Origin of the sequence: Caballeronia sp. INDeC2 (assembly GCF_023631325.1) — a bacterium.
Classification (GTDB): Bacteria; Pseudomonadota; Gammaproteobacteria; order Burkholderiales; family Burkholderiaceae; genus Caballeronia.
On the sequence record NZ_JALQDG010000053.1, the window covers coordinates 1 to 18,676 of the forward strand.

General features: G+C 61.1%; 17 protein-coding genes and 1 pseudogene. 6 read left to right on the forward strand and 12 right to left on the reverse strand.

Features of this window, described 5'->3' with window-relative positions:
• Nucleotides 1-342: 342 nt before the first annotated feature.
• Nucleotides 343-654, reverse strand: a complete 312-nt coding sequence (locus tag NCS28_RS32850; protein WP_250517941.1) for an MFS transporter — start codon at nt 652-654, stop codon at nt 343-345.
• A 9-nt stretch (nt 655-663) separates the two neighbouring features.
• The gene (locus tag NCS28_RS32855; protein WP_250517942.1) at nt 664-891 is read right to left on the reverse strand and encodes a hypothetical protein; all 228 of its coding nucleotides are present in this window, start codon (nt 889-891) and stop codon (nt 664-666) included.
• A gap of 218 nt (nt 892-1,109) precedes the next feature.
• Here NCS28_RS32855 and NCS28_RS32860 point away from each other — a divergent pair.
• A pseudogene (locus tag NCS28_RS32860) lies at nt 1,110-2,044 on the forward strand (GlxA family transcriptional regulator).
• A gap of 14 nt (nt 2,045-2,058) precedes the next feature.
• On the opposite strand, the gene bfr reads toward NCS28_RS32860, so the two are convergent.
• Both bfr and NCS28_RS32870 read right to left on the reverse strand, forming a co-directional pair.
• Nucleotides 2,059-2,535: a bacterioferritin gene (bfr, locus tag NCS28_RS32865; protein ID WP_250517943.1), complete on the reverse strand. Its 477-nt coding sequence runs from the start codon at nt 2,533-2,535 to the stop codon at nt 2,059-2,061.
• A gap of 98 nt (nt 2,536-2,633) precedes the next feature.
• A complete protein-coding gene (locus NCS28_RS32870) occupies nt 2,634-2,801 on the reverse strand; it encodes a hypothetical protein (RefSeq protein WP_250517944.1) in 168 nt (55 codons plus the stop codon).
• Nucleotides 2,802-2,824: 23 nt separating this feature from the next.
• Here NCS28_RS32870 and NCS28_RS32875 point away from each other — a divergent pair, with 23 nt between their 5' ends.
• From NCS28_RS32875 to NCS28_RS32890, 4 genes are all read left to right on the forward strand, one after another.
• Nucleotides 2,825-2,980, forward strand: a complete 156-nt coding sequence (locus NCS28_RS32875) for a hypothetical protein (RefSeq protein WP_250517945.1) — start codon at nt 2,825-2,827, stop codon at nt 2,978-2,980.
• A gap of 437 nt (nt 2,981-3,417) precedes the next feature.
• A complete protein-coding gene (locus tag NCS28_RS32880) occupies nt 3,418-5,304 on the forward strand; it encodes a serine hydrolase domain-containing protein (RefSeq protein ID WP_502801274.1) in 1,887 nt (628 codons plus the stop codon).
• 132 nt (nt 5,305-5,436) lie between these two features.
• Nucleotides 5,437-6,000, forward strand: a complete 564-nt coding sequence (locus tag NCS28_RS32885) for a carboxymuconolactone decarboxylase family protein (RefSeq protein WP_250517946.1) — start codon at nt 5,437-5,439, stop codon at nt 5,998-6,000.
• Nucleotides 5,997-6,854: a helix-turn-helix domain-containing protein gene (locus tag NCS28_RS32890; RefSeq protein ID WP_250517947.1), complete on the forward strand. Its 858-nt coding sequence runs from the start codon at nt 5,997-5,999 to the stop codon at nt 6,852-6,854. The genes NCS28_RS32885 and NCS28_RS32890 overlap by 4 nt, the downstream gene beginning before the upstream one ends.
• Here the strand turns inward: NCS28_RS32890 and NCS28_RS32895 are convergent.
• The 4 genes from NCS28_RS32895 to NCS28_RS32910 all read right to left on the reverse strand — a co-directional run bounded on the left by NCS28_RS32895 (nt 6,848) and on the right by NCS28_RS32910 (nt 11,923).
• The gene (locus tag NCS28_RS32895; protein ID WP_250517948.1) at nt 6,848-7,315 is read right to left on the reverse strand and encodes a hypothetical protein; all 468 of its coding nucleotides are present in this window, start codon (nt 7,313-7,315) and stop codon (nt 6,848-6,850) included. The genes NCS28_RS32890 and NCS28_RS32895 overlap by 7 nt on opposite strands.
• Before the next feature lie 103 nt (nt 7,316-7,418).
• Complete coding sequence (locus NCS28_RS32900; RefSeq protein WP_250517949.1) at nt 7,419-8,657, reverse strand: glycosyltransferase family 4 protein; 1,239 nt, start codon at nt 8,655-8,657, stop codon at nt 7,419-7,421.
• A 387-nt stretch (nt 8,658-9,044) separates the two neighbouring features.
• Complete coding sequence (locus NCS28_RS32905; RefSeq protein ID WP_250517950.1) at nt 9,045-10,268, reverse strand: glycosyltransferase family 4 protein; 1,224 nt, start codon at nt 10,266-10,268, stop codon at nt 9,045-9,047.
• Between the two features lie 419 nt (nt 10,269-10,687).
• On the reverse strand, nt 10,688-11,923 hold the full coding sequence (locus NCS28_RS32910) for a hypothetical protein (RefSeq protein ID WP_250517951.1): 1,236 nt from the start codon (nt 11,921-11,923) through the stop codon (nt 10,688-10,690).
• A 451-nt stretch (nt 11,924-12,374) separates the two neighbouring features.
• On the opposite strand from NCS28_RS32910, the gene NCS28_RS32915 reads away from it, so the two are divergent.
• Nucleotides 12,375-13,235 (forward strand): ATP-grasp fold amidoligase family protein, encoded by an 861-nt coding sequence (locus tag NCS28_RS32915; protein WP_250517952.1) that lies wholly within the window; start codon nt 12,375-12,377, stop codon nt 13,233-13,235.
• A gap of 10 nt (nt 13,236-13,245) precedes the next feature.
• Here the strand turns inward: NCS28_RS32915 and NCS28_RS32920 are convergent, their stop codons facing one another.
• The 4 genes from NCS28_RS32920 to NCS28_RS32935 form a co-directional block, all read right to left on the reverse strand.
• A complete protein-coding gene (locus NCS28_RS32920; RefSeq protein ID WP_250517953.1) occupies nt 13,246-14,373 on the reverse strand; it encodes a YbdK family carboxylate-amine ligase in 1,128 nt (375 codons plus the stop codon).
• A 128-nt stretch (nt 14,374-14,501) separates the two neighbouring features.
• Complete coding sequence (prpF, locus tag NCS28_RS32925; protein WP_250517954.1) at nt 14,502-15,695, reverse strand: 2-methylaconitate cis-trans isomerase PrpF; 1,194 nt, start codon at nt 15,693-15,695, stop codon at nt 14,502-14,504.
• Between the two features lie 25 nt (nt 15,696-15,720).
• Nucleotides 15,721-18,318 carry a Fe/S-dependent 2-methylisocitrate dehydratase AcnD gene (gene acnD, locus NCS28_RS32930; protein ID WP_250517955.1) on the reverse strand — a complete coding sequence of 866 codons (2,598 nt, stop codon included), beginning with the start codon at nt 18,316-18,318 and terminating at the stop codon, nt 15,721-15,723.
• Nucleotides 18,319-18,514: 196 nt separating this feature from the next.
• Nucleotides 18,515-18,676 (reverse strand): citrate/2-methylcitrate synthase (locus NCS28_RS32935; RefSeq protein ID WP_284506422.1); only part of this gene is annotated, 162 nt, incomplete at its 5' end.

The following is an 18,676-nucleotide window of genomic DNA, read 5'->3' on the forward strand; positions in this document are numbered from 1 at the left end:
CCCGTGTGAAAGTAGGTAATCGTCAGGCTCCTTATGCTCCAAACAAAAACCCCACCCCTGCAAGGTGGGGTTTTTGCGTTTTGAGCGAACTATACAACTGAGATTCAGTCGAGACCTTGGGGCAAGTTCCTCTGCTCATTCAGTAATGTCGTCCGTATGATGGATGTCTCGTGATGCCCGATCGGCGGTCGCCGTATTAAACGATGCGCCGTCTCGGGGAAAACAAAAGCGCTTGCAATCAGCACTGTGGCGATCAGGCTCAAATACTGTCCGCCGATTCTCGGGATCAACGCACCTCCCAGCAAGCCCGAGCAAGCGAGTCCGATTAGATGGTCGTGTTATTCAGTGCGAGCACCAAGGGCGCGACACGCGGCGCGATCTGCACGAGGCGATGCTGTTGCGGAACGAGAAGCCCCATCTACATACGCCCCAGATCACGAGCGCTATCGCCGCACGGTATATATACGCTGAGATCCATGGCAAGGCGCAGATATTGATGACCGCGAGCCACAGCATCGCATTGGTCAGCGTGCGACTCTCGAACCGGTCCACTAGGCGGCCAAATAGCAGGTTACCGCCCGTCGCCGCCACGTCCCACAACAAGAACAACTCCGCGAGAATGCTTACATCGCCATAAGTCACGCGCGCCAGCACGACGCCCGCCTATGTGTAGACCATCAAAAATCCGCCGAATGCGAATAGCGACGTGAGCAAGGTGAGCGCGATACGCGCATCGCGGACAGGCGCAAGCCCCTCGTGCAATCCGACGGATTGCGGCCGTGGAACCGATGGCAGCATCGTCCATATGCCGATCATCGCGACGATCCCGAGCGCGGTGAGGAACCGCAGCGTCACCGTCCAGTTGCCGAACCCGCCGATGAAGGTGCCCATCAGCGAGCCGGGCGCGTCGCTGCCGTCAGACCGGCGCTAACCGTCGCCAGCGCACGGCCGCGTCTATCGGGCGCTGCAATCGCCGATGCGACGCCTAATGCCGTCGGCGAGAACAGCGCAGCGCCGAAACCGGCCAGAGCGCGGGCGAGAAGAACCCACTACGAGTCGGCGGCCAATGCGCTGACGGCCTTCCGACGACGAAGATACTCAACGCCGCAATCGGCTTTGTGGTGTTTCCGAATTTCTACCTGCTCGGATTCGCGGCGGTAATTGCCTTCGAACGGGCCAATGCCGTGCTGGGCGAGCCTGCCTACGGAGTGACCGTTCTGTCCGAACGGGGAGGACTCGTCCTTTCGTCGGCGGTCGTTCGCGTAGAAACGCAAGCATTCGACGACGCCACGTACGACACGGTCATGTTCAGCTCCGGCGTCGAAACCGATGTGGTGTCGGCCGCATTAGCGGCATTCGTCAGGTGCTCGCTGACCACGTCGCGGCGCATCGCGGCCCCATGCACCGGCGCGTTCATCCTCGCGCAAGCAGGAGTTCTCGACGGCCGCCGCGCGACGACCCACTGGCCTTTCGCCAATGATCTGCAACGCCGCTTTCCCGGAATTGCCGTCGAAGAGGATCACGTTTTCATCCTCGACGGGCCGATCTGGACCTCTACAGGCATGCCGGCCATGATCGACATGGCGCTCGCAATGATCGAAAGGGATCACGGCCAGGACATTTCGCGTGCGGTCGCGCGCAAGCTCGTCGTCTATCATCGGTGCGCCGGCGGGCAGTCGCAGTTTTCGACTCTGCTCGACCTCGAGCCGAAATCCGACCGCATCCAGAAGGCCATCGACTACGCGAACGCGAATTGGCGCAATCCTTTGACCGTCGATGAACTAGCCGACATCGCTTGTCTCAGCCCGCGTCAGTTCAGTCGCGCGTTCAGCGCGGAGTCGGGGCAATCGCCCGCGAAGGCAGTCGAACCTCTGCGTGTGGAAGCCGCGAGACTATTGCTGGATAAAGGGCGCTTGTCGCTGGACATGATCGTGGACGAAGTCGGCTTCTCGGATGCGAGCGAATGAGGCGGGCGTTCCTGCGAACAACCGGTCAACCGCCGCAGGCCGTCCGTCGAGTGAGCCGCGAAAACGCTGGCCCGTGAGCATATGAAAGGCCTCACACGACCTTGTGAACGGCGGATTGCTGATAGTTCTGGATGCCGATCTTGTCGATGAGACCGATCTGGATCTCCAGCCAGTCGATGTGATCCTCGGTCGCGTCGAGAAGCTCGACCAGAATCTCTCTCGAAACGAAATCACTCACCGATTCGCAATAGCCGATGCCCTCCTTGCATTGCGCTTGAGCCGCCTGTTCGAGCTTGAGATCGTTCTGCAGTGCTTCGAGCGTCTCCTTGCCGATGGCCAGCGGATGAAGATCCTGCAAATTCGGCATCCCGTCGAGCATGAGAATGCGTTCGATCAGCCTGTCCGCATGCGTGAGCTCATCCATCGACTCGTTGTATTCGTGCCCGCCGAGCTCCTCGAAGCCCCAGTGTTTGTAAAGGCGCGCGTGAAGAAGATACTGATGGACGGCCGTCAGCTCGTTCTTCAGTTCGGCGTTGAGGTAGTCAATCACTTTCGGATCACCTTGCATACTGTCTCCTGCCTGGTCGCGTCGCCACTCAATCAGGATAGACGCTGAGCGACGACAGGCCCACAACGAGACTCATTTTTATTCGCCGTGCAAACCTGTCAGGAATCCGCAAGGTTAATCGGGCGATAAGCCACCGCGTCGCCTTCGACCGAAAGGCGGATCCGATCGCCGATGCGCGGCGCACTGAACCCCGGCAGGCAGCGGTCCGCATGTTGGAGCCTGAGCGTGACGAGCGAATCGCGGCCGTCGAAGGCGACATCGTTCACGATTGCTTCGCGCGGCACGGGCGATGTTTCCGCAGCAAGGCGATCTGCTCGGACCGGATCACCACATCGACCGCCCCTTCTCGATGGGACTCGCGAACACCAGTCTGCCGAGCGCGCAACTCACGGACTTGCCATCGGCGGATACCGAGCAGCAGCACCGCATCGCCGGCCGTCGTTAAATCTCCTGAGCCGACGCGCTCTGCACGAGCCTGCTTTCCAGAGCGAGGCGACCTGCTGTCCCGGCGAAAGCGCTCCGCCTGATTGTGCGTGTCTCGCCCCGCAAGGCCGCGTCGAGCCGAGAGAAGGGGTGCGTCGAACAGAATCAGTCCAGGCGCGAGCGCGACGCGTTGCTGCTGTCGGGCGGAAAGTTGTTGTGGCGCGTGCTGCGCACAATCGAGCGGCAAACCGACCAATGCCCGCAACTCCGCCACGCGAGTTGATGTTCTTTTAGAAAACGGTTGGTCTTTTAATCAGCAGGTTCAAAAAGCGACTTGGAATTGGCCGATCGGCTTTCAATCGAGCGATAAGTTCTCGCGTGATTTTCATGCCTATAATCCAGCGCAAAAGGACCGAGCCGCACCAGTACGCCCCGCGAATAACAAAAAGGAGAGCTGTCGTGCCCCGATCCAACCGTACCAGCGAAGCATCACCCTTCAGCCCGAGTCCGCCGAGCGTGCGCCGGCGGCAATTTCTCGGCGCGGCCGGCGCCGGCATGCTCGCGACGATCCTGCCCGGTTGCGGCAGCGATCACTCCGAGTCGCAGCCGTATCCCCAGACAGTCGCTATGGGCCAACAAGCCATTCAGCAGGCGATCGCCGACCCCGCGCAGCCGGTAGCGGCGATTTCCGTGGCCATGCTCAAGGGCGGCAACGTGTTCTGGCAGCAGGCGTTCGGCGTATCGTCGGTGCCTAGCCAGACCAAGGCGACGATTCAGACGCGCTTCAACATCGGCTCGGTCAGCAAGCTTTTTGCGGCGCTCGCGGCTGCGATTCTCGAGGATCGTGGACTGATCACGCTCGATACACCGATCGTCCGTTATCTCCCGACGTTCACGATGCTGTCTCCCGAGTACGCGAAGATCACCACGCGTCATTTGCTTTCGCACTCGTCGGGTTTGCCCGGCACCAATTCGCGCAATCTCTTCACCTTCGCGCCTATACCCGGTTACGCGGCCGATACGCAAGCCGAACTCGCGAACACGCATCTGAAGCATCTGCCGGGCGAGCTCGCCGTGTATTGCAACGACGGCTTCACGATGGTCGAGCAGATCGTCCTCGCGATGACCGGGCAGAGCTTTGCGAGCTTCGTGGAAGCGAACATCCTCGCGCCGCTGAAGATGACGAATTCAAGCTTTTCCACAGCAGTGCCGGCAGATGGTTCGTATTCCTATCCATTTGCGAGCGGCACGCAGTATCAGGAATTCGTCAATGCATACGCGACCGGCGGACTCAGCTCGACGCCCGGCGACATGATGAATCTCGCGCAGATGATCCTCGGCGGTGGCGTGTTTCAGGGGCAACGCGTGGTGTCCGCGGCGGGCATCGCGCAGATGGGAACGGACCGATCGTCCGGACTTCTGATCAATCCTTCGTCCGAATGGCGCTGGGGACTCGGCTGGGATTCGGTCCAGCAGCCCGCTCTCCAGGCCGCGGGCGTCCTCGGATGGGAGAAAGACGGCGGGACCGCTTTCTATTCCAGTGAATTCTTCGTCGTGCCGCAGGCGCAACTTGCGCTGATGGTGACCGGCAATTCGGGCTACGACGCGCGCAAGCTGGCCGAAACGCTCGTCCTGTCCGCGCTGAAGGAGGACGGCACGATCGCCTCGCTCCCGGCGAAAGTCAGCACGACGGCGCCGCCTGCTGCATCGGCGCCCGGCATCGCGAATGCCGCCGGCATCTACGGCAACTCCGATTCCCCGCTACAGGTGATCGCCAACGCGGATGGCAGTCTGCAACTGAACCAATGGGACGGCACAGGGCGCACGTGGAAGCAGGTCGGCGCATACCAGTATCGCAGCGACGGATGGTGGTGGAGCAACACCGATACCGCGTCGTATCGATTCACGGCCGTCTCCGGAACCGATGGCGACGGCAACGCGTTCAGCTACCGCTACGTGATGAAGCGCGTCGTGCCGGGCGCGGGCTACGCTTATCTCACGCTGCCGATCGGCCAGCAGCTCGCCCCGCTGGCGCCGCTCGACAACGCGTGGCAACAGCGAGCGGGCACGCAGTGGACTTTGACGAACGATTCACCGACGGCCGTGCCGATCGTCATCCTCGGCAACCCGCCAGCATACCTCACCACGTTGACCGAACTGCCGGGCTATGTCCTCTACGGCAACGAAGACCTTCGCTATCAGCTCTTCGTGCCGCTTACGGACGACCGCGGCGGCATGTCGGTCAAGGTGCCTGGCAATTTCGGCCGCGATCTCTATGAAATCCGGTTCGCATCGTCGAGCGGAACGACGTTGACGCTGGGCAGTTCGATTTACGACAAGGCATGAAGGCGTCGTAGTCGACGTCGCGAGGCACCGGCAAGCCGATTACATCGCATGTAATTGGCGCGGCGCATGAGCGCTTCTACTCTATGGCTATCGCGCGTCCATTCCGGTCGCGCTCATCGCCCAGGAGATACCATGCTCAGCTATCCCGTTCACACGTTCGAATCCGCGCCCGCGCAATCGCGGCCCGTGCTTCAGCAATTGCAGCAGGCGTTCGGCCTGATCCCGAATGTCGCGGGCACGATGGCCGCATCGCCGGTGCTGATCAATGCGTTCATCGGCCTGTTCGAGCGCGTGCATGCGAGCAGTCTGACCGAGCCGCAGATTCAGACCGTGCTCTTGACGAACGCGGTCACGAACGCAAGCGAATGGCCGGTCGCGTTTCACACGGCGCTCGCATTGAAAGAGGGCGTGCATCCCGCCGACGTCGATGCGATCCGGCAAGGCGTCTTGCCTATGGATGTCGAGTTGGCCGCGCTGTCCGCATTGGCGCGCGCATTGATCGACAAGCGCGGCCGCCTCGCCGAGTCGGACGAGCGACGCTTTATCGAAGCAGGCTTCGATGCGGCGCAGATACTCGAGGTCATCGCGGTCGTTGCGGCATCGGCCATCACGAACTACACGAGCAGCGTGACGCGGCCGCCGTTGGAAACGCAGTTCGAGGCGTTCGTCTGGCATGCGCAGACAGAGATCCGATGAACGCTATGCATCCCGATCCGAATGCGCCGCCGGGCGAACTCGGCGACTTGCTCCGCTACTGGCGCGATGTACGCGGCATGAGCCAACTCGGTCTGTCGCTGGAGGCGGGCGTTTCGCAGCGCCAGATCAGCTTCATCGAAAGCGGGCGCAGCGTGCCGGGCCGCGACACGCTGTTGACGCTCGCACAGACGCTCGATGTGCCGCTGCGCGAGCGCAATGCGCTGCTGCTTGCGGCAGGCTACGCGCCCATGTATTCGGAAGCGCCGTGGAATGCGCAGGAGATGCACGGCGTCGTCCGCGCGCTCGAGCGCGTCGTTCGCCAGCACGAACCGTTTCCGGCCATCGTGATGGATCGTCACTGGAACGTGCTCATGACCAACGACGCAGCGCCGCGCTTCTTCGGCTGTTTCATCGACATGGCCGCGCGCGAAAGCCCGCGCAACATGCTGCATCTGATCTTCGATCCGCAGGGGATGCGTCCATTCGTGGCCGATTGGGATACCGTCGCGCGAAGCTTGCTGCAACGGGTGTATCGGGAATCGGTCGGCCACATGATCGATGACGGCACCCGGCGTCTGCTCGACGAACTGCTTGCCTATCCGGATGTGCCGCGTGACTGGAAGACCCATCATGGACGATCCGCCGCGCCGACGATGCCCGTCATTCCGATCGGCTTCGTCAGTGAGGGCGCCGTGCTTCGCTATTTCTCGATGGTCACGACCGTGGGCGCGCCGCAGAACATCGCGACACAGGAACTGCGTCTGGAATGCATGTTTCCCGCCGACGACGAAACCGAAGCACGCCACCTGCAATTGCTCGCCGCGCATGCGCCCGGACCGCGCGAGGATCAATGACTCGCAACGTGACGCGAGCGACGGGCGTCGAGATCCCTGATGGCCGGAAAGACATCGTCGTCCCATGAATCGAGACCATAGGTCCGAAGCACGAGGCTTCGCGCGACGAACACTTCGAACATCGGCGTGCCCGGACGCAGGCGCTGATCTTTTTGGTTTTGCTCCGATAGCCAGCGAAGTTCTTGCGGATAATCGGCTGGCGTTTCATTGCTGGCTATCGACGCGCGCTCGACGATGAAAAGCTGCGTGCCCGGATGCGTGCGGGCCCAGACCTTAAAACGCTCTGCTCCTGCAGAAGGCCCTTTCCAGCGCGCGCAATATTTGCAATCCGGCGCCGAGTGAACGACCAGCGTGATGACCTGGCCTTCGGCCACTGACGTGTGACTGACCTTCCCCGGGACTGCACTGTGCGCTTCATTGGGAAGGCGCGCATTCACAAACATCACGACCAACGCGGCCAAGAGCGTTGCGAGCACACACTTCACAACCGCGTTCATGGAGTTGCGCATGATGACCTCGCAAGGCCGATTCGCTAACTTCTATCCAACGTTCGTTCGTCGGCGATCAATTCGCTTCCCGTCCCGTCGCCATCCACGGCTTCGGTTCTTCGACGCAAACCATGCCTTCATACAGTTCGACGTACGCGTTGATCATCGCGTCGTGACTGAACTTCCTCGCATGCTGGCGCAGCCGATCATGCGACGATGGGTCGTCGAGCAAAGCGGCTGCCTCGTGAATCTTGCCGATCATCGTCTCGGGGCGGCTAACGTCGAAGAGCAGATTCGAACGCGGTTCGATGATCTCGGGAATACCACCCGTGTTCGATCCCACGACAGGCACGCCATGCGAATACGCTTCGAGGACCACGAGCCCGAACGGTTCGTTCCAGATTGACGGCACTACGAGAATATCGATACCGCTCAGGAAATCCGAGGGATCCACGCGTCCACGGAAAGTGACACGCGGATCCGCGTATTTCGTTCTGATGTAATCGACATAATCCGCATCGCCGGTTCCGCCAACGGCGAGCGTCCAATCGAGCTTCTGATCCGCGAGTAACTGTTCGAGCAGAAGTTCAAGACCCTTCTCCGGCAGCACGCGTCCGAGCATGCCGAGTCTCAATGGCACGGTATCGACTTGTCTTGAATGCTGTTTCCCAGCGGATTCCTTCGTCGGCGTAAAGCAATTGTTGATGACGGTCGTCTTCGCGGCACGCGAGAAAAAGCCGTTTTCAACGTGCTTCTGCAGCACGAAGCCGCTCACGCCGACCGCCGCGTTGACCTGAGCCGACGCGATCTGCTTGGGCTTTGCATAGAGCGAGCACACACCGCATTGACTCGGGCAAGGCTTGCCGCCGGTCAGCATGGTCGCCGTGGGACACAGCAGGTAATAGTCGTGAATGGTGTGCACGATCGGCACGCCGGCATTGCTTGCGACGCGCCATGCATCGACGGAAAGACACGAGAGGTTGGCCGTATTGACGATGTCCGGCTTCTCCCGCCTGATGATGTCGGCGAGCTTTCGCGACATGGCCGTGTTGCGCACGTCGATCGCGTGCCATATCAGTTTGGCGACGCGCGAATGTTCTCCGGGCGCATGCGGCCAATAGAGATTGCTTGATCGCAGACGATAGACCTTCGCGCCATTGACTTCTTCACTGCGGTCGTCACCGACCCCGGTGGCGCACACTACGCAGACTTCCACGCCTGCCTTGACCAGTCCTTCGGCAAGGAGTCGCGTCGCGACTTCGGCGCCGCCGACCTCGTCTGGAAAATACAACGTGTTCGCGATCAGTACTTTCACGGCGTATGAAGAAGATGCGGATCGATGCGAGCCGGCGGCATGACGGTCTGGATATCTTTGCGCACGCGACAGCCTGTTGAGCGCTTCCCGATGATTCGACGGGTCGAGTGTCCGTTCATGTGTCGCGGCTCCGGTAATCCAGCGTATGGCCTGACGGCTAACAGTTGGCGCCGCGTCACGTCGATCGGATCGGCAACAAGAGCGGCGTCGAGTGCGATCGATCGAATTGATCGGTCCAGTTTACTCCATCAATGCTCGAGGCATCGCAATTTTTAAATTTGCGTGCTTCTGCTTACCTTCAGATTCCTCATGATCGATGCTTCTTCACTTTTTACCTGTATTTCACGGCAAAAAATGAAAACGAGCCTCGACAAAACTACGAGCGCACTACGGACAGACGACGCGCGGAATCGCCTGTTCAGCCAGCACGCTTTCATACAGCGCGCGATAAGAATCGACCATCGCATCGACGTTGAATCGCCCCGCGTATTCCCGCAGACGTTCATGCACGCCGGGGTCTTCGAGCAGCGCGACCGCCTCGTGCAACTTGCCGATGATCGACGACGGTCGCGCCATGTCGAACACGAGATTCGTGCGCGGCTCGATAACTTCGGGAATGCCGCCGGTGTTTGCACCCACGACCGGCACGCCATGCGAATACGCTTCGACCGTCACGCGCCCGAACGGTTCGTTCCAGATCGATGGCACCACGAGAATATCGATGCTATCGAAAAACTCGTCGGGCTTCACGCGGCCAAGATATTCGACGCGCGGATCGTCGTACTTCGCCTTGATCGACTGGAGGTAATCCGCATCGGCGTGGCCGCCGACGGCGAGCGTCCATTGCAGCGTATCGTCCGCGAGCAGTTGCTCGAGCAGCACTTCGAGCCCTTTCTCTCGCGACACACGCCCGAGCAAACCGAGCCGCACGGGACCGCCCTTATAACGGCGCGTGCGTTGCGGAGAGGCCGATCCTTCGTTCGACTCGCAGGCGTTGTAGATGACCGCCGTGCGTGCTGCGTTCGGAAAATAGCCGCTCTCCAGGTGCTTTTGCAGCACGAAGCGGCTGACGCCCACGGCCGCCGCGACGCGCGTCGATGCGACCCGCTTCGGTTGCGCATACACCGCGCAGACGCCGCATTGCCGCTGACACGGCTTGGCATGCGAGAACATGATCGCCGTCGGACACATCAGATAATAGTCGCGCGCCGTATGCACGATCGGCACGCCGGCATTGCGCGCAAGCCGCCAGATATCGACGGACAGACACGACAGATTGCTGGTGCTGATCACGTCCGGCTTTTCGCGCGCGATGATGCTGGACAGCTTGCGCGACATGATGACGTTATAGACGTCGATGGCATGCCAGATGAGCTTGGCGACGCGGCCATGCTTCTCTCGCAGATGCGGCCAATACAGATTGACCGAGCGCAGTCGATATACCTTCACGCCGTTCACATCGTCGACGCGGTCCGCGCCCGTTCCCGTCGCGCAGACCACGCAGGCTTCGATGCCCGCTCTGACCAGACCCTCGGCGAGCAGTCGCGTCGATACTTCGGCTCCTCCGGGTTCATCCGGAAAGTAGAGGGTGTTCGCGATCAGTATCTTCACGACGTCGAGGTCTCCTTCGGAAAGGCCTATTCAGAAACACGGCGGAGCGAAGTGCTTGCAGGGGTGCGGTCGAGGATACGAAAGAAAAACACCGTGAATGCAAGCATAAAGTTGATTCATCATACTCGACGTGAGGTAACTCGGCGTCGTGTCCGAGGCGTCGCGAGAATAGTGCCCGAGGACGCATCATCGGACCATGCTTATCTCTGCCATGACAGATACCCGTGCAAGCCGATGGAAGAAAACATAACAGCTTGCGCACAAGCGTTCAATGCACTGCCGCACAGACAAGCGCGAAGAAGTCTTGACGCAGGAGACGACGCGTGAACCAAATGCAAAAGCCACGAGTTCATTTCTGATAACTCGTGGCTCGAAATACGAGGACGCCGCGGCTCACACCGCGGCGTTCATCTGCCAGATTACTGCGGCTCGTACCAGGAATACGCCGGGAGCGCCGGCAACGGCGTACCGATCTGGAACGTGATATCCCGCAGCGAAGTCAGCACGATGTTGCGCGGGTCGCCCATGTAGCGCCGGACATCGCCGTTATCGTTGATATAGACGACGATGTTGCCCGTGATACCCGCTACGTTCGTGCTGGACAGCGGCTGCCCCCAGATATCGAAGACTTGGCCGAGCGTGAACGTCTTCACGTTAGGCGTTTCGATATGGACGATGCCGGTATTGTCGTGCGTATGCATCTCGTAGTTGCAAGTCGACATGATGCCGACGTTCTTCGGGAACGCGAGCCATTGGCCGTCCTTGAAGATGGCGACATGCGAGTGCACGTGGAAGGTTTCGGCCATGCCCGCCGCGCAAATCACGCCATCCACGGGCGCGCCCGTTCCGCCGTTCGCGGTATTGCCGTCCGCCCAGAACGAAGTGCCCACGACGCCGCCATAGGACAGCGTAGTGACGGTCGACGTAAAGGGCGGCGGATCGGTCCACGTGTAGGTCGCGATCTGCGCCGGCGGCGTGCCGACGACGAGCGTCACTTCGCCATGCTGCGGCAGCGCGAGGCTCGCGAGATCGCCGGTGTACTTCGTGAGCGTGCCGCCCGTATTGACCCAGGCGGTCACGATGCCGGTGATGCCCGCGACGTTGTTGGCGCTGAGCGGCTGACCCCAGACGGCGAAGAACTGACCGAGCGTGTACGATGTGGTCGACGTCACGTCCATGCGAATCTTGCCCGACGCATCGACGGTGTGGACCGGATACACGCAGCCCCGCTGTAGCGCCATGGTCGGCGCAATGGTGCCGATGTTCGCGGGCAACGCGAGTTGCTTGCCGTCCTGATAGATCGACAGATGCGCGTAGCTGTACTTGTTGCCCGCCACCGTGCAGGTGAGGTTGCTGACTGCCTGGCCGGTGCCGCCGGTGGATGTCGATCCGTCGCTCCATTGCGCGGTGCCGAGCGTGGTGCCGTCGAGGACGGCGGTTGCCGCGGCGAGCGTCGGCGTGGTGTTGGTCGGCGTCGTCGGCGTCGTTGCGGGTGTGCTCGCGCCGGTGTCGCCCGGACTCGCGGGCGGTGTCGAGCCGTTGCTCGCGTTACTGTCGCCGCCGCCACCACCGCCGCAAGCGGCGAGCAATGCGAGCGCCGCGGCCGAGACTGCGCCGGTGATCCAGCGAGTACGTGTATGTTTCTCTTTGAGCATGTGTCGACTCCGCCCCTTTGAAGGATTTCTGAAGGTGCTGCGGGCTGCACTGCGGGCGCATGCGCGATGCATGCGTGACGTGCATCCGGCATCGGACGCATCGTTGGCCGCCCCGGCGCAAGAAGACCCTTGCCCCTCGAGACGGCCTCGATGCGATTGACGCAAGAGAGAAACCGGTCCGGCTATCTGCTTCGCCGACGGAGGCAATGTAACGTCGATGCATCCACGTCGCAACAAAAACTACGGTTGGATACGACTTCAGATCGCCGCGTTTGAATGTGTGTGCGGTCGCGTACATACGTCGTGCTGACGCTTCAGCAGAAAATCAAGGTTCTGATCGAGTGTCGCCCTTCAGGCAACAACGCATCGATACACGCGGCACGCTCATTGCATAGCCGAACATGAGCGGAAGCGATTTCGTCTGACGTGAAAAGAATTTGGAGGCGAGTGAATGACTCTCTCGAAGTCGCTGATCCACAGCGTAAGGGATTGGTTGCCCGACAACCTGTATCTGACCATCAATCATCGTCGCAGGATCGGGCGCTTTCCGAGGATGCGCAATCCGACGACGTTCAACGAGAAGATCCTGCGACGCTGCCTCGAACCCGATCCGCGCTTTGGCGATCTCAGCGACAAGCTGAAGGTGCGCGAATACGTCGCCGAGAAGATCGGCAGCGAATATCTCGTGCCGCTCGTCGCGGAGCCATCGGCATTTACGAGGAGCGTTTTCGACGCGCTTCCGTCTTCGTTCGTCATGAAGGCGAATCACGGCAGCGGATTCGTCTATCTCGTCAAGGACAAGAACGAAACGTCATTCGAAAAGCTCGATGCGATGGCGCAAAGTTGGTTATCGACCGACTTTTATGCGATTGCCCGGGAACGACATTACCGCACGATCGAACGGCGCATTTTCTTCGAGGCACTTCTTACCGGAGCGGAAGGCAAGGTTCCGCCCGATCTGAAGTTCCATGTCTTCAACAAGCAATCGGGCGACCCGAAGATTTTTATCCTGGTTATCGCGGACCGCTTCGGAGAACATCCGCGTGGCGACATGTACGACGCGGACTGGAACCTTCTCGACATCGGGATGGGCCATTACTCGCGCAGCACCGCGCCGGCTCCGCGCCCGAAGAACCTGGACGCGCTGGTCTCGATTGCCCGCACGCTGGCGAGCGACTTCGAATTCGTGCGCGTCGATCTCTACGATTCGAACGACGAAATTTACTTCGGCGAACTGACTTTCACGCCCGGCGCGGGAATGTTTCCGCTGCATCCCGACAGGGTGGATTATGAGTGGGGAAACCTGATGTAATGCGTAGAGCTTATTCGAGCGCCTGCGCGCCACGCCATACGCGACATTGCTGACGCACGACCTCATGCAATGAATCGTGCGCGCCGTAGATCCGGCGTAGCCACATGGCATCGCTCAAACCGGAGGTGACCGTACGCCTGATGATGTCGAGACCTTCCTCGGCGCCGGTCGCTTTCGCATGGCCGTCGATCGCGTCGAGCGTGGCAAGAATCTCTGCACGGATCGTATCGCTATGCCGGGTCTCTGGATTCACGCATGTCCCATCCAGTCCGAAGCGGCAAGCCATGAAGCGGTTGGTTCGATACACTTCATAATCCCGCTCGCTGAGGCGCACGGGCTTGTCGACGAGAAGGTATCGCGAAAGTGCCTGAATATAAGCGGCAATCGCCGCGGCCCATTCGACACGTAACGGCGTGTCCATAACCCGTATTTCGATCGTGCCATAACCCGGACTTGGACGAATGTCCCAGTAGAAGTCCTTTAGACTTTTGACGAGGCCCGTGTTCGTCATGCGGTCGAAGTATTCTTCGAATTCAGTCCAACTCGTCATGAAAGGCGCTTGCCCCGCTAAAGGAAACGGAGCGACCGAGTTGAGTCGCGCACATTGGAACTGCGTGTCGCTTCCCTGGACGAATGGAGAAGAAGCCGCCAGGGCTATAAAGTGCGGAACGTAACGCGAAAGCGAATGCAAGAGAACGAGCGCGGAGTCGGGATCCGGACAGCCGACATGCACGTGCTGGCCGAAGATCGTAAATTGCTGATACAGCGCCCCGTACAGTCCCATCAGATATTCCGAGCGCTCGCGCCCGTCGGAACGTTGGTCGTACCAGTTCTGAAAGAAGTTCGTGCCTCCGCCGCACACGCCGACATTCAGAAAGTCGGCTGCCCGAACCAGCGTATCGCGAAGAACCTGCAATTCGCTTCTCGCCTGATCGAAGTCCTTGCATACGCCGGTCGACAACTCGATCATCCCTTCGGTCGTCTCCGGGTTGATCGCGCCGGCAAAAGTCTCTTCCTTCACGCGATTCAACAACTCCGTCGTCGCCTTGGTCAGATTGTAGTCGTGGGTATTGACCACCTGAACTTCGAGTTCGACGCCAATCGTGAACGGATCTGATGACGCAAAGGGCTGCAGCATGGGATGTCCTGTTGCACGGAGACGAAGAACGAAATCGGCTTTTCGATTCTACGCGAATCGGTTCGATCCGATGGCGCCTCCGTCGCACACGAACGTGCGATCGCAACTGACCGCATCGCACATCCCGCTTAATCCGGCAACACGTCGGGCACCCACACGCGGCCTTCCATCAACACGCGCGCGCTGCGGCTCATGATGGCCTTCTTGACCTGCCATTCGCCATTCGACTCGACCGCTTCCGCGCCGACGCGCAACGTGCCCGAAGGGTGGCCGAAGCGCACCGACTGACGCTCGCCGCCGCCCGCCGCGAGATTGACGAGCGTGCCCGGGATCGCCGCGGCCGTGCCGATGGCAACCGCAGCCGTGCCCATCATCGCGTGATGCAGCTTGCCCATCGACATCGCGCGCACGAGCACATCGACATCGTCCGCGCCGATCCGCTTGCCGCTCGACGCGACATACTCGGCGGAAGGCGCGACGAACGCGATCTTCGGCGTGTGCTGACGTTTGGCGATTTCATCGAGGCTCTTGATCAACCCCATGCGCAGCGCGCCATATGCGCGAATGGTTTCGAAGCGCTTCAATGCGACGTCGTCGCCGTTGATCGCGTCCTGAAGCTCGGTGCCCGTGTAGCCGATGGCGTCCGCGTTCACGAAGATCGTCGGAATGCCCGCGTTGATCATCGTCGCCTTGAACGTGCCGATGCCCGGGACTTCGAGATCGTCGACGAGATTGCCGGTCGGGAACATTGCGCCTTCCGCGCCTTCTTCCTCCGCTGCGGGATCGAGAAACTCGAGCTGCACTTCGGCGGCCGGGAACGTCACGCCGTCGAGTTCGAAGTCGCCGGTTTCCTGCACTGCGCCGTTCGTCATGGGCACATGCGCGATGATCGTCTTGCCGATATTCGCCTGCCAGATGCGCACCGTCGCAACGCCGTTGTCCGGCACGCGTTCAGGATCGACGAGGCCGCTCGTGATCGCGAACGGTCCGACCGCCGCGGAAAGGTTGCCGCAGTTGCCGGTCCAGTCGATGAACGGCTTGTCGATGGCGACCTGGCCGAAGAGATAATCGACATCATGACCGGGCCGCGCGCTCTTCGAGACGATAACCGTCTTGCTCGTGCTCGACGTCGCGCCGCCCATGCCGTCGATTTGCTTGCCATAAGGGTCAGGGCTGCCGATGACGCGCAAGAAAAGCGCATCGCGCGCGGGGCCGGGCACGCGCGCCGCTTCGGGCAAATCGTTCAGGCGAAAGAAAACGCCCTTGCTGGTGCCGCCGCGCATGTAGGTCGCGGGGATCTTGATCTGTGGTGCGTGTGTCATATGAATTGAATCACCCCGTAAGATGTCAGGCCGCTGCCTTCGACGACTCCAGAAAGTCCTGAGCGAAGCGTTGCAGCACGCCGCCGGCTTCGTAAATCGAGACTTCTTCGGCCGTGTCGAGCCGGCACGTCACCGGCACTTCGACACGCTCGCCGCTCGCACGATGAACGATGAGCGTGAGATCCGCGCGCGGCCTGCGCTCGCCGATCACGTCGTAAGTCTCGGTGCCGTCGATACCGAACGTGTGCCGATTCGCGCCCGGCTTGAATTCGAGCGGCAGCACGCCCATGCCGATCAGGTTCGTGCGATGAATACGCTCGAATCCTTCCGCGACGATCGCTTCGACGCCCGCGAGCCGCACGCCTTTCGCGGCCCAGTCGCGCGATGAACCTTGCCCATAATCCGCGCCCGCGATGATGATGAGCGGCTGCTTGCGCGCCATGTAGGTTTCGATCGCTTCCCACATGCGCGTGACCTTGCCTTCCGGTTCGATGCGCGCGAGCGAGCCCTTCTTCACCTGACCATCGACGATCGCCATTTCGTTGATGAGCGTCGGGTTCGCGAAGGTCGCGCGCTGCGCCGTCAGATGATCGCCGCGATGCGTCGCGTACGAGTTGAAGTCTTCCTCCGGCAAGCCCATTTTCGTGAGGTATTCTCCAGCCGCGCTATTCGCGAGGATCGCGTTGGACGGCGAGAGATGGTCCGTCGTGATGTTGTCGCCGAGCACGGCGAGCGGGCGCATTCCCTTGAGCGTGCGTGCGCCCGCGAGTGCGCCTTCCCAGTATGGCGGACGTCGAATGTACGTGCTTTGCGCGCGCCAGTCGTAGAGCGGGCTGGTCGCTTCGCCGCTCGCCGGGGTCAGCGCGAACATCGGCTCGTAGACGCGGCGGAACTGCTCAGGCTTCACGCTCTGTTTGACGATGGCGTCGATCTCTTCGTCGCTCGGCCAGATGTCTTTCAGATATACGGGCTGGCCGTCACTGCCGATGCCGAGCGCATCGCGTTCGATGTCGAAGCGGATTGTGCCCGCTATCGCATATGCGACGACGAGCGGCGGCGACGCGAGAAACGCCTGCTTCGCATACGGATGAATGCGGCCATCGAAGTTGCGATTGCCGGAGAGCACGGCGGTCGCATACAGATCGCGATCGATGATCTCCTGCTGAATCGCGGGATCGAGCGCGCCGGACATGCCGTTGCACGTCGTGCACGCGAACGCGACGATGCCGAAGCCGAGCCGTTCCAGATCCGGCAGCAAGCCGGCTTCCTGCAAATACAGTTCGACCGCTTTCGAGCCCGGCGCCAGCGACGACTTCACCCACGGCTTGCGCGTGAGGCCTTGCGCATTCGCATTGCGCGCGAGCAGCGCCGCCGCGATCACGTTGCGCGGATTGCTGGTGTTGGTGCAGCTCGTTATCGCAGCGATGATGACCGCGCCGTCCGGCATCTGTCCCGGCGTGTCTTCCCACTTGCCCGCGATGCCGCGCGCCGCCAGTTCCGACACGGGCAGGCGCTTGTGCGGATTCGACGGCCCGGCCATGTTGCGCACGACCGTCGAGAGATCGAAGCGCAACACGCGTTCGTATTCCGCGTGCGCCAGCGAATCGGCCCACAGTCCGGCGGTTTTCGCGTAGTGCTCGACGAGACTCACTTGCTTGTCGTCGCGGCCGGTGAGGCGCAGATACTCGATCGTCTGCTCGTCGATATAAAACATCGCGGCGGTCGCGCCATATTCGGGCGCCATGTTCGAGATCGTCGCGCGATCGCCGAGCGTGAGGCTCGATGCGCCTTCGCCATAGAACTCGAGATACGCGCCGACCACCTTTTCCTTGCGCAGGAATTCGGTGAGTGCGAGCACGATATCGGTGGCCGTGATGCCCGGCTGACGCTTGCCGCTCAATTCGAAGCCGACGATATCCGGCAAACGCATCCACGACGCGCGGCCCAGCATCACGTTCTCCGCTTCGAGCCCGCCCACGCCGATCGCGATCACGCCGAGCGCATCGACGTGGGGCGTGTGGCTGTCCGTGCCGACGAGCGTGTCCGGATATGCGACGCCATCGATCGCGTGAATCACCGGCGACATGCGCTCCAGATTGATCTGATGCATGATCCCGTTGCCCGGCGGAATCACATCGACATTCTTGAACGCCTTCTTGGTCCAGTTGATGAAGTCGAAGCGATCTTCGTTGCGCCGGTCCTCGATCGCGCGATTCTTCGCGAATGCATCCGGATCGAAGCCGCCGCATTCCACCGCGAGCGAATGATCGACGATGAGCTGCACGGGCACCACGGGATTCACTTTCGCGGGATCGCCGCCCTGGTCCGCGATGGCGTCGCGCAGGCCCGCGAGATCGACGAGCGCCGTCTGCCCGAGAATGTCGTGACACACGACGCGCGCCGGGAACCACGGGAAATCGCGTTCCCGCTTTCTTTCGACGAGCTGCATCAGCGATGCTTCGAGGATCGCCGGATCGCAGCGGCGCACGAGATTCTCCGCGAGCACGCGCGAGGTGTAGGGCAGCGTGTCATAAGCGCCCGGCGCGATGGCTTCGACGGCTGCGCGCGCATCGAAGTAATCGAGCGCGGAGCCGGGCAGGGGTTTGCGGTTTGCAGTATTCATCGCGGTGTCTCGGTCATTGCATGGTCTTTCAGATGCCACGCTCGAAGGGTATTGCGGGGCGATCCCTTCGTTTAAAAATTCGGGCTATTGTAGGCGCCGCCGGCTTTGGAGTTTGAAGAGAGAATACGCTCAACTGGGGTACGCAGGAAACGAGGCCCGCTGCCGGACGCGACAGCGAAGCCCCATTCGACACGCCTCAGGAACGCTTCGCCAGAGGGACAAACTCGAGGTTTTCCGGTCCGGTGTAATTCGCGCTCGGCCGAATGATCTTGTTGTCGATACGTTGCTCGATGATGTGCGCGCTCCAGCCCGAGGTGCGCGAGATCACGAAAAGCGGCGTGAACATGGCCGTGGGCAC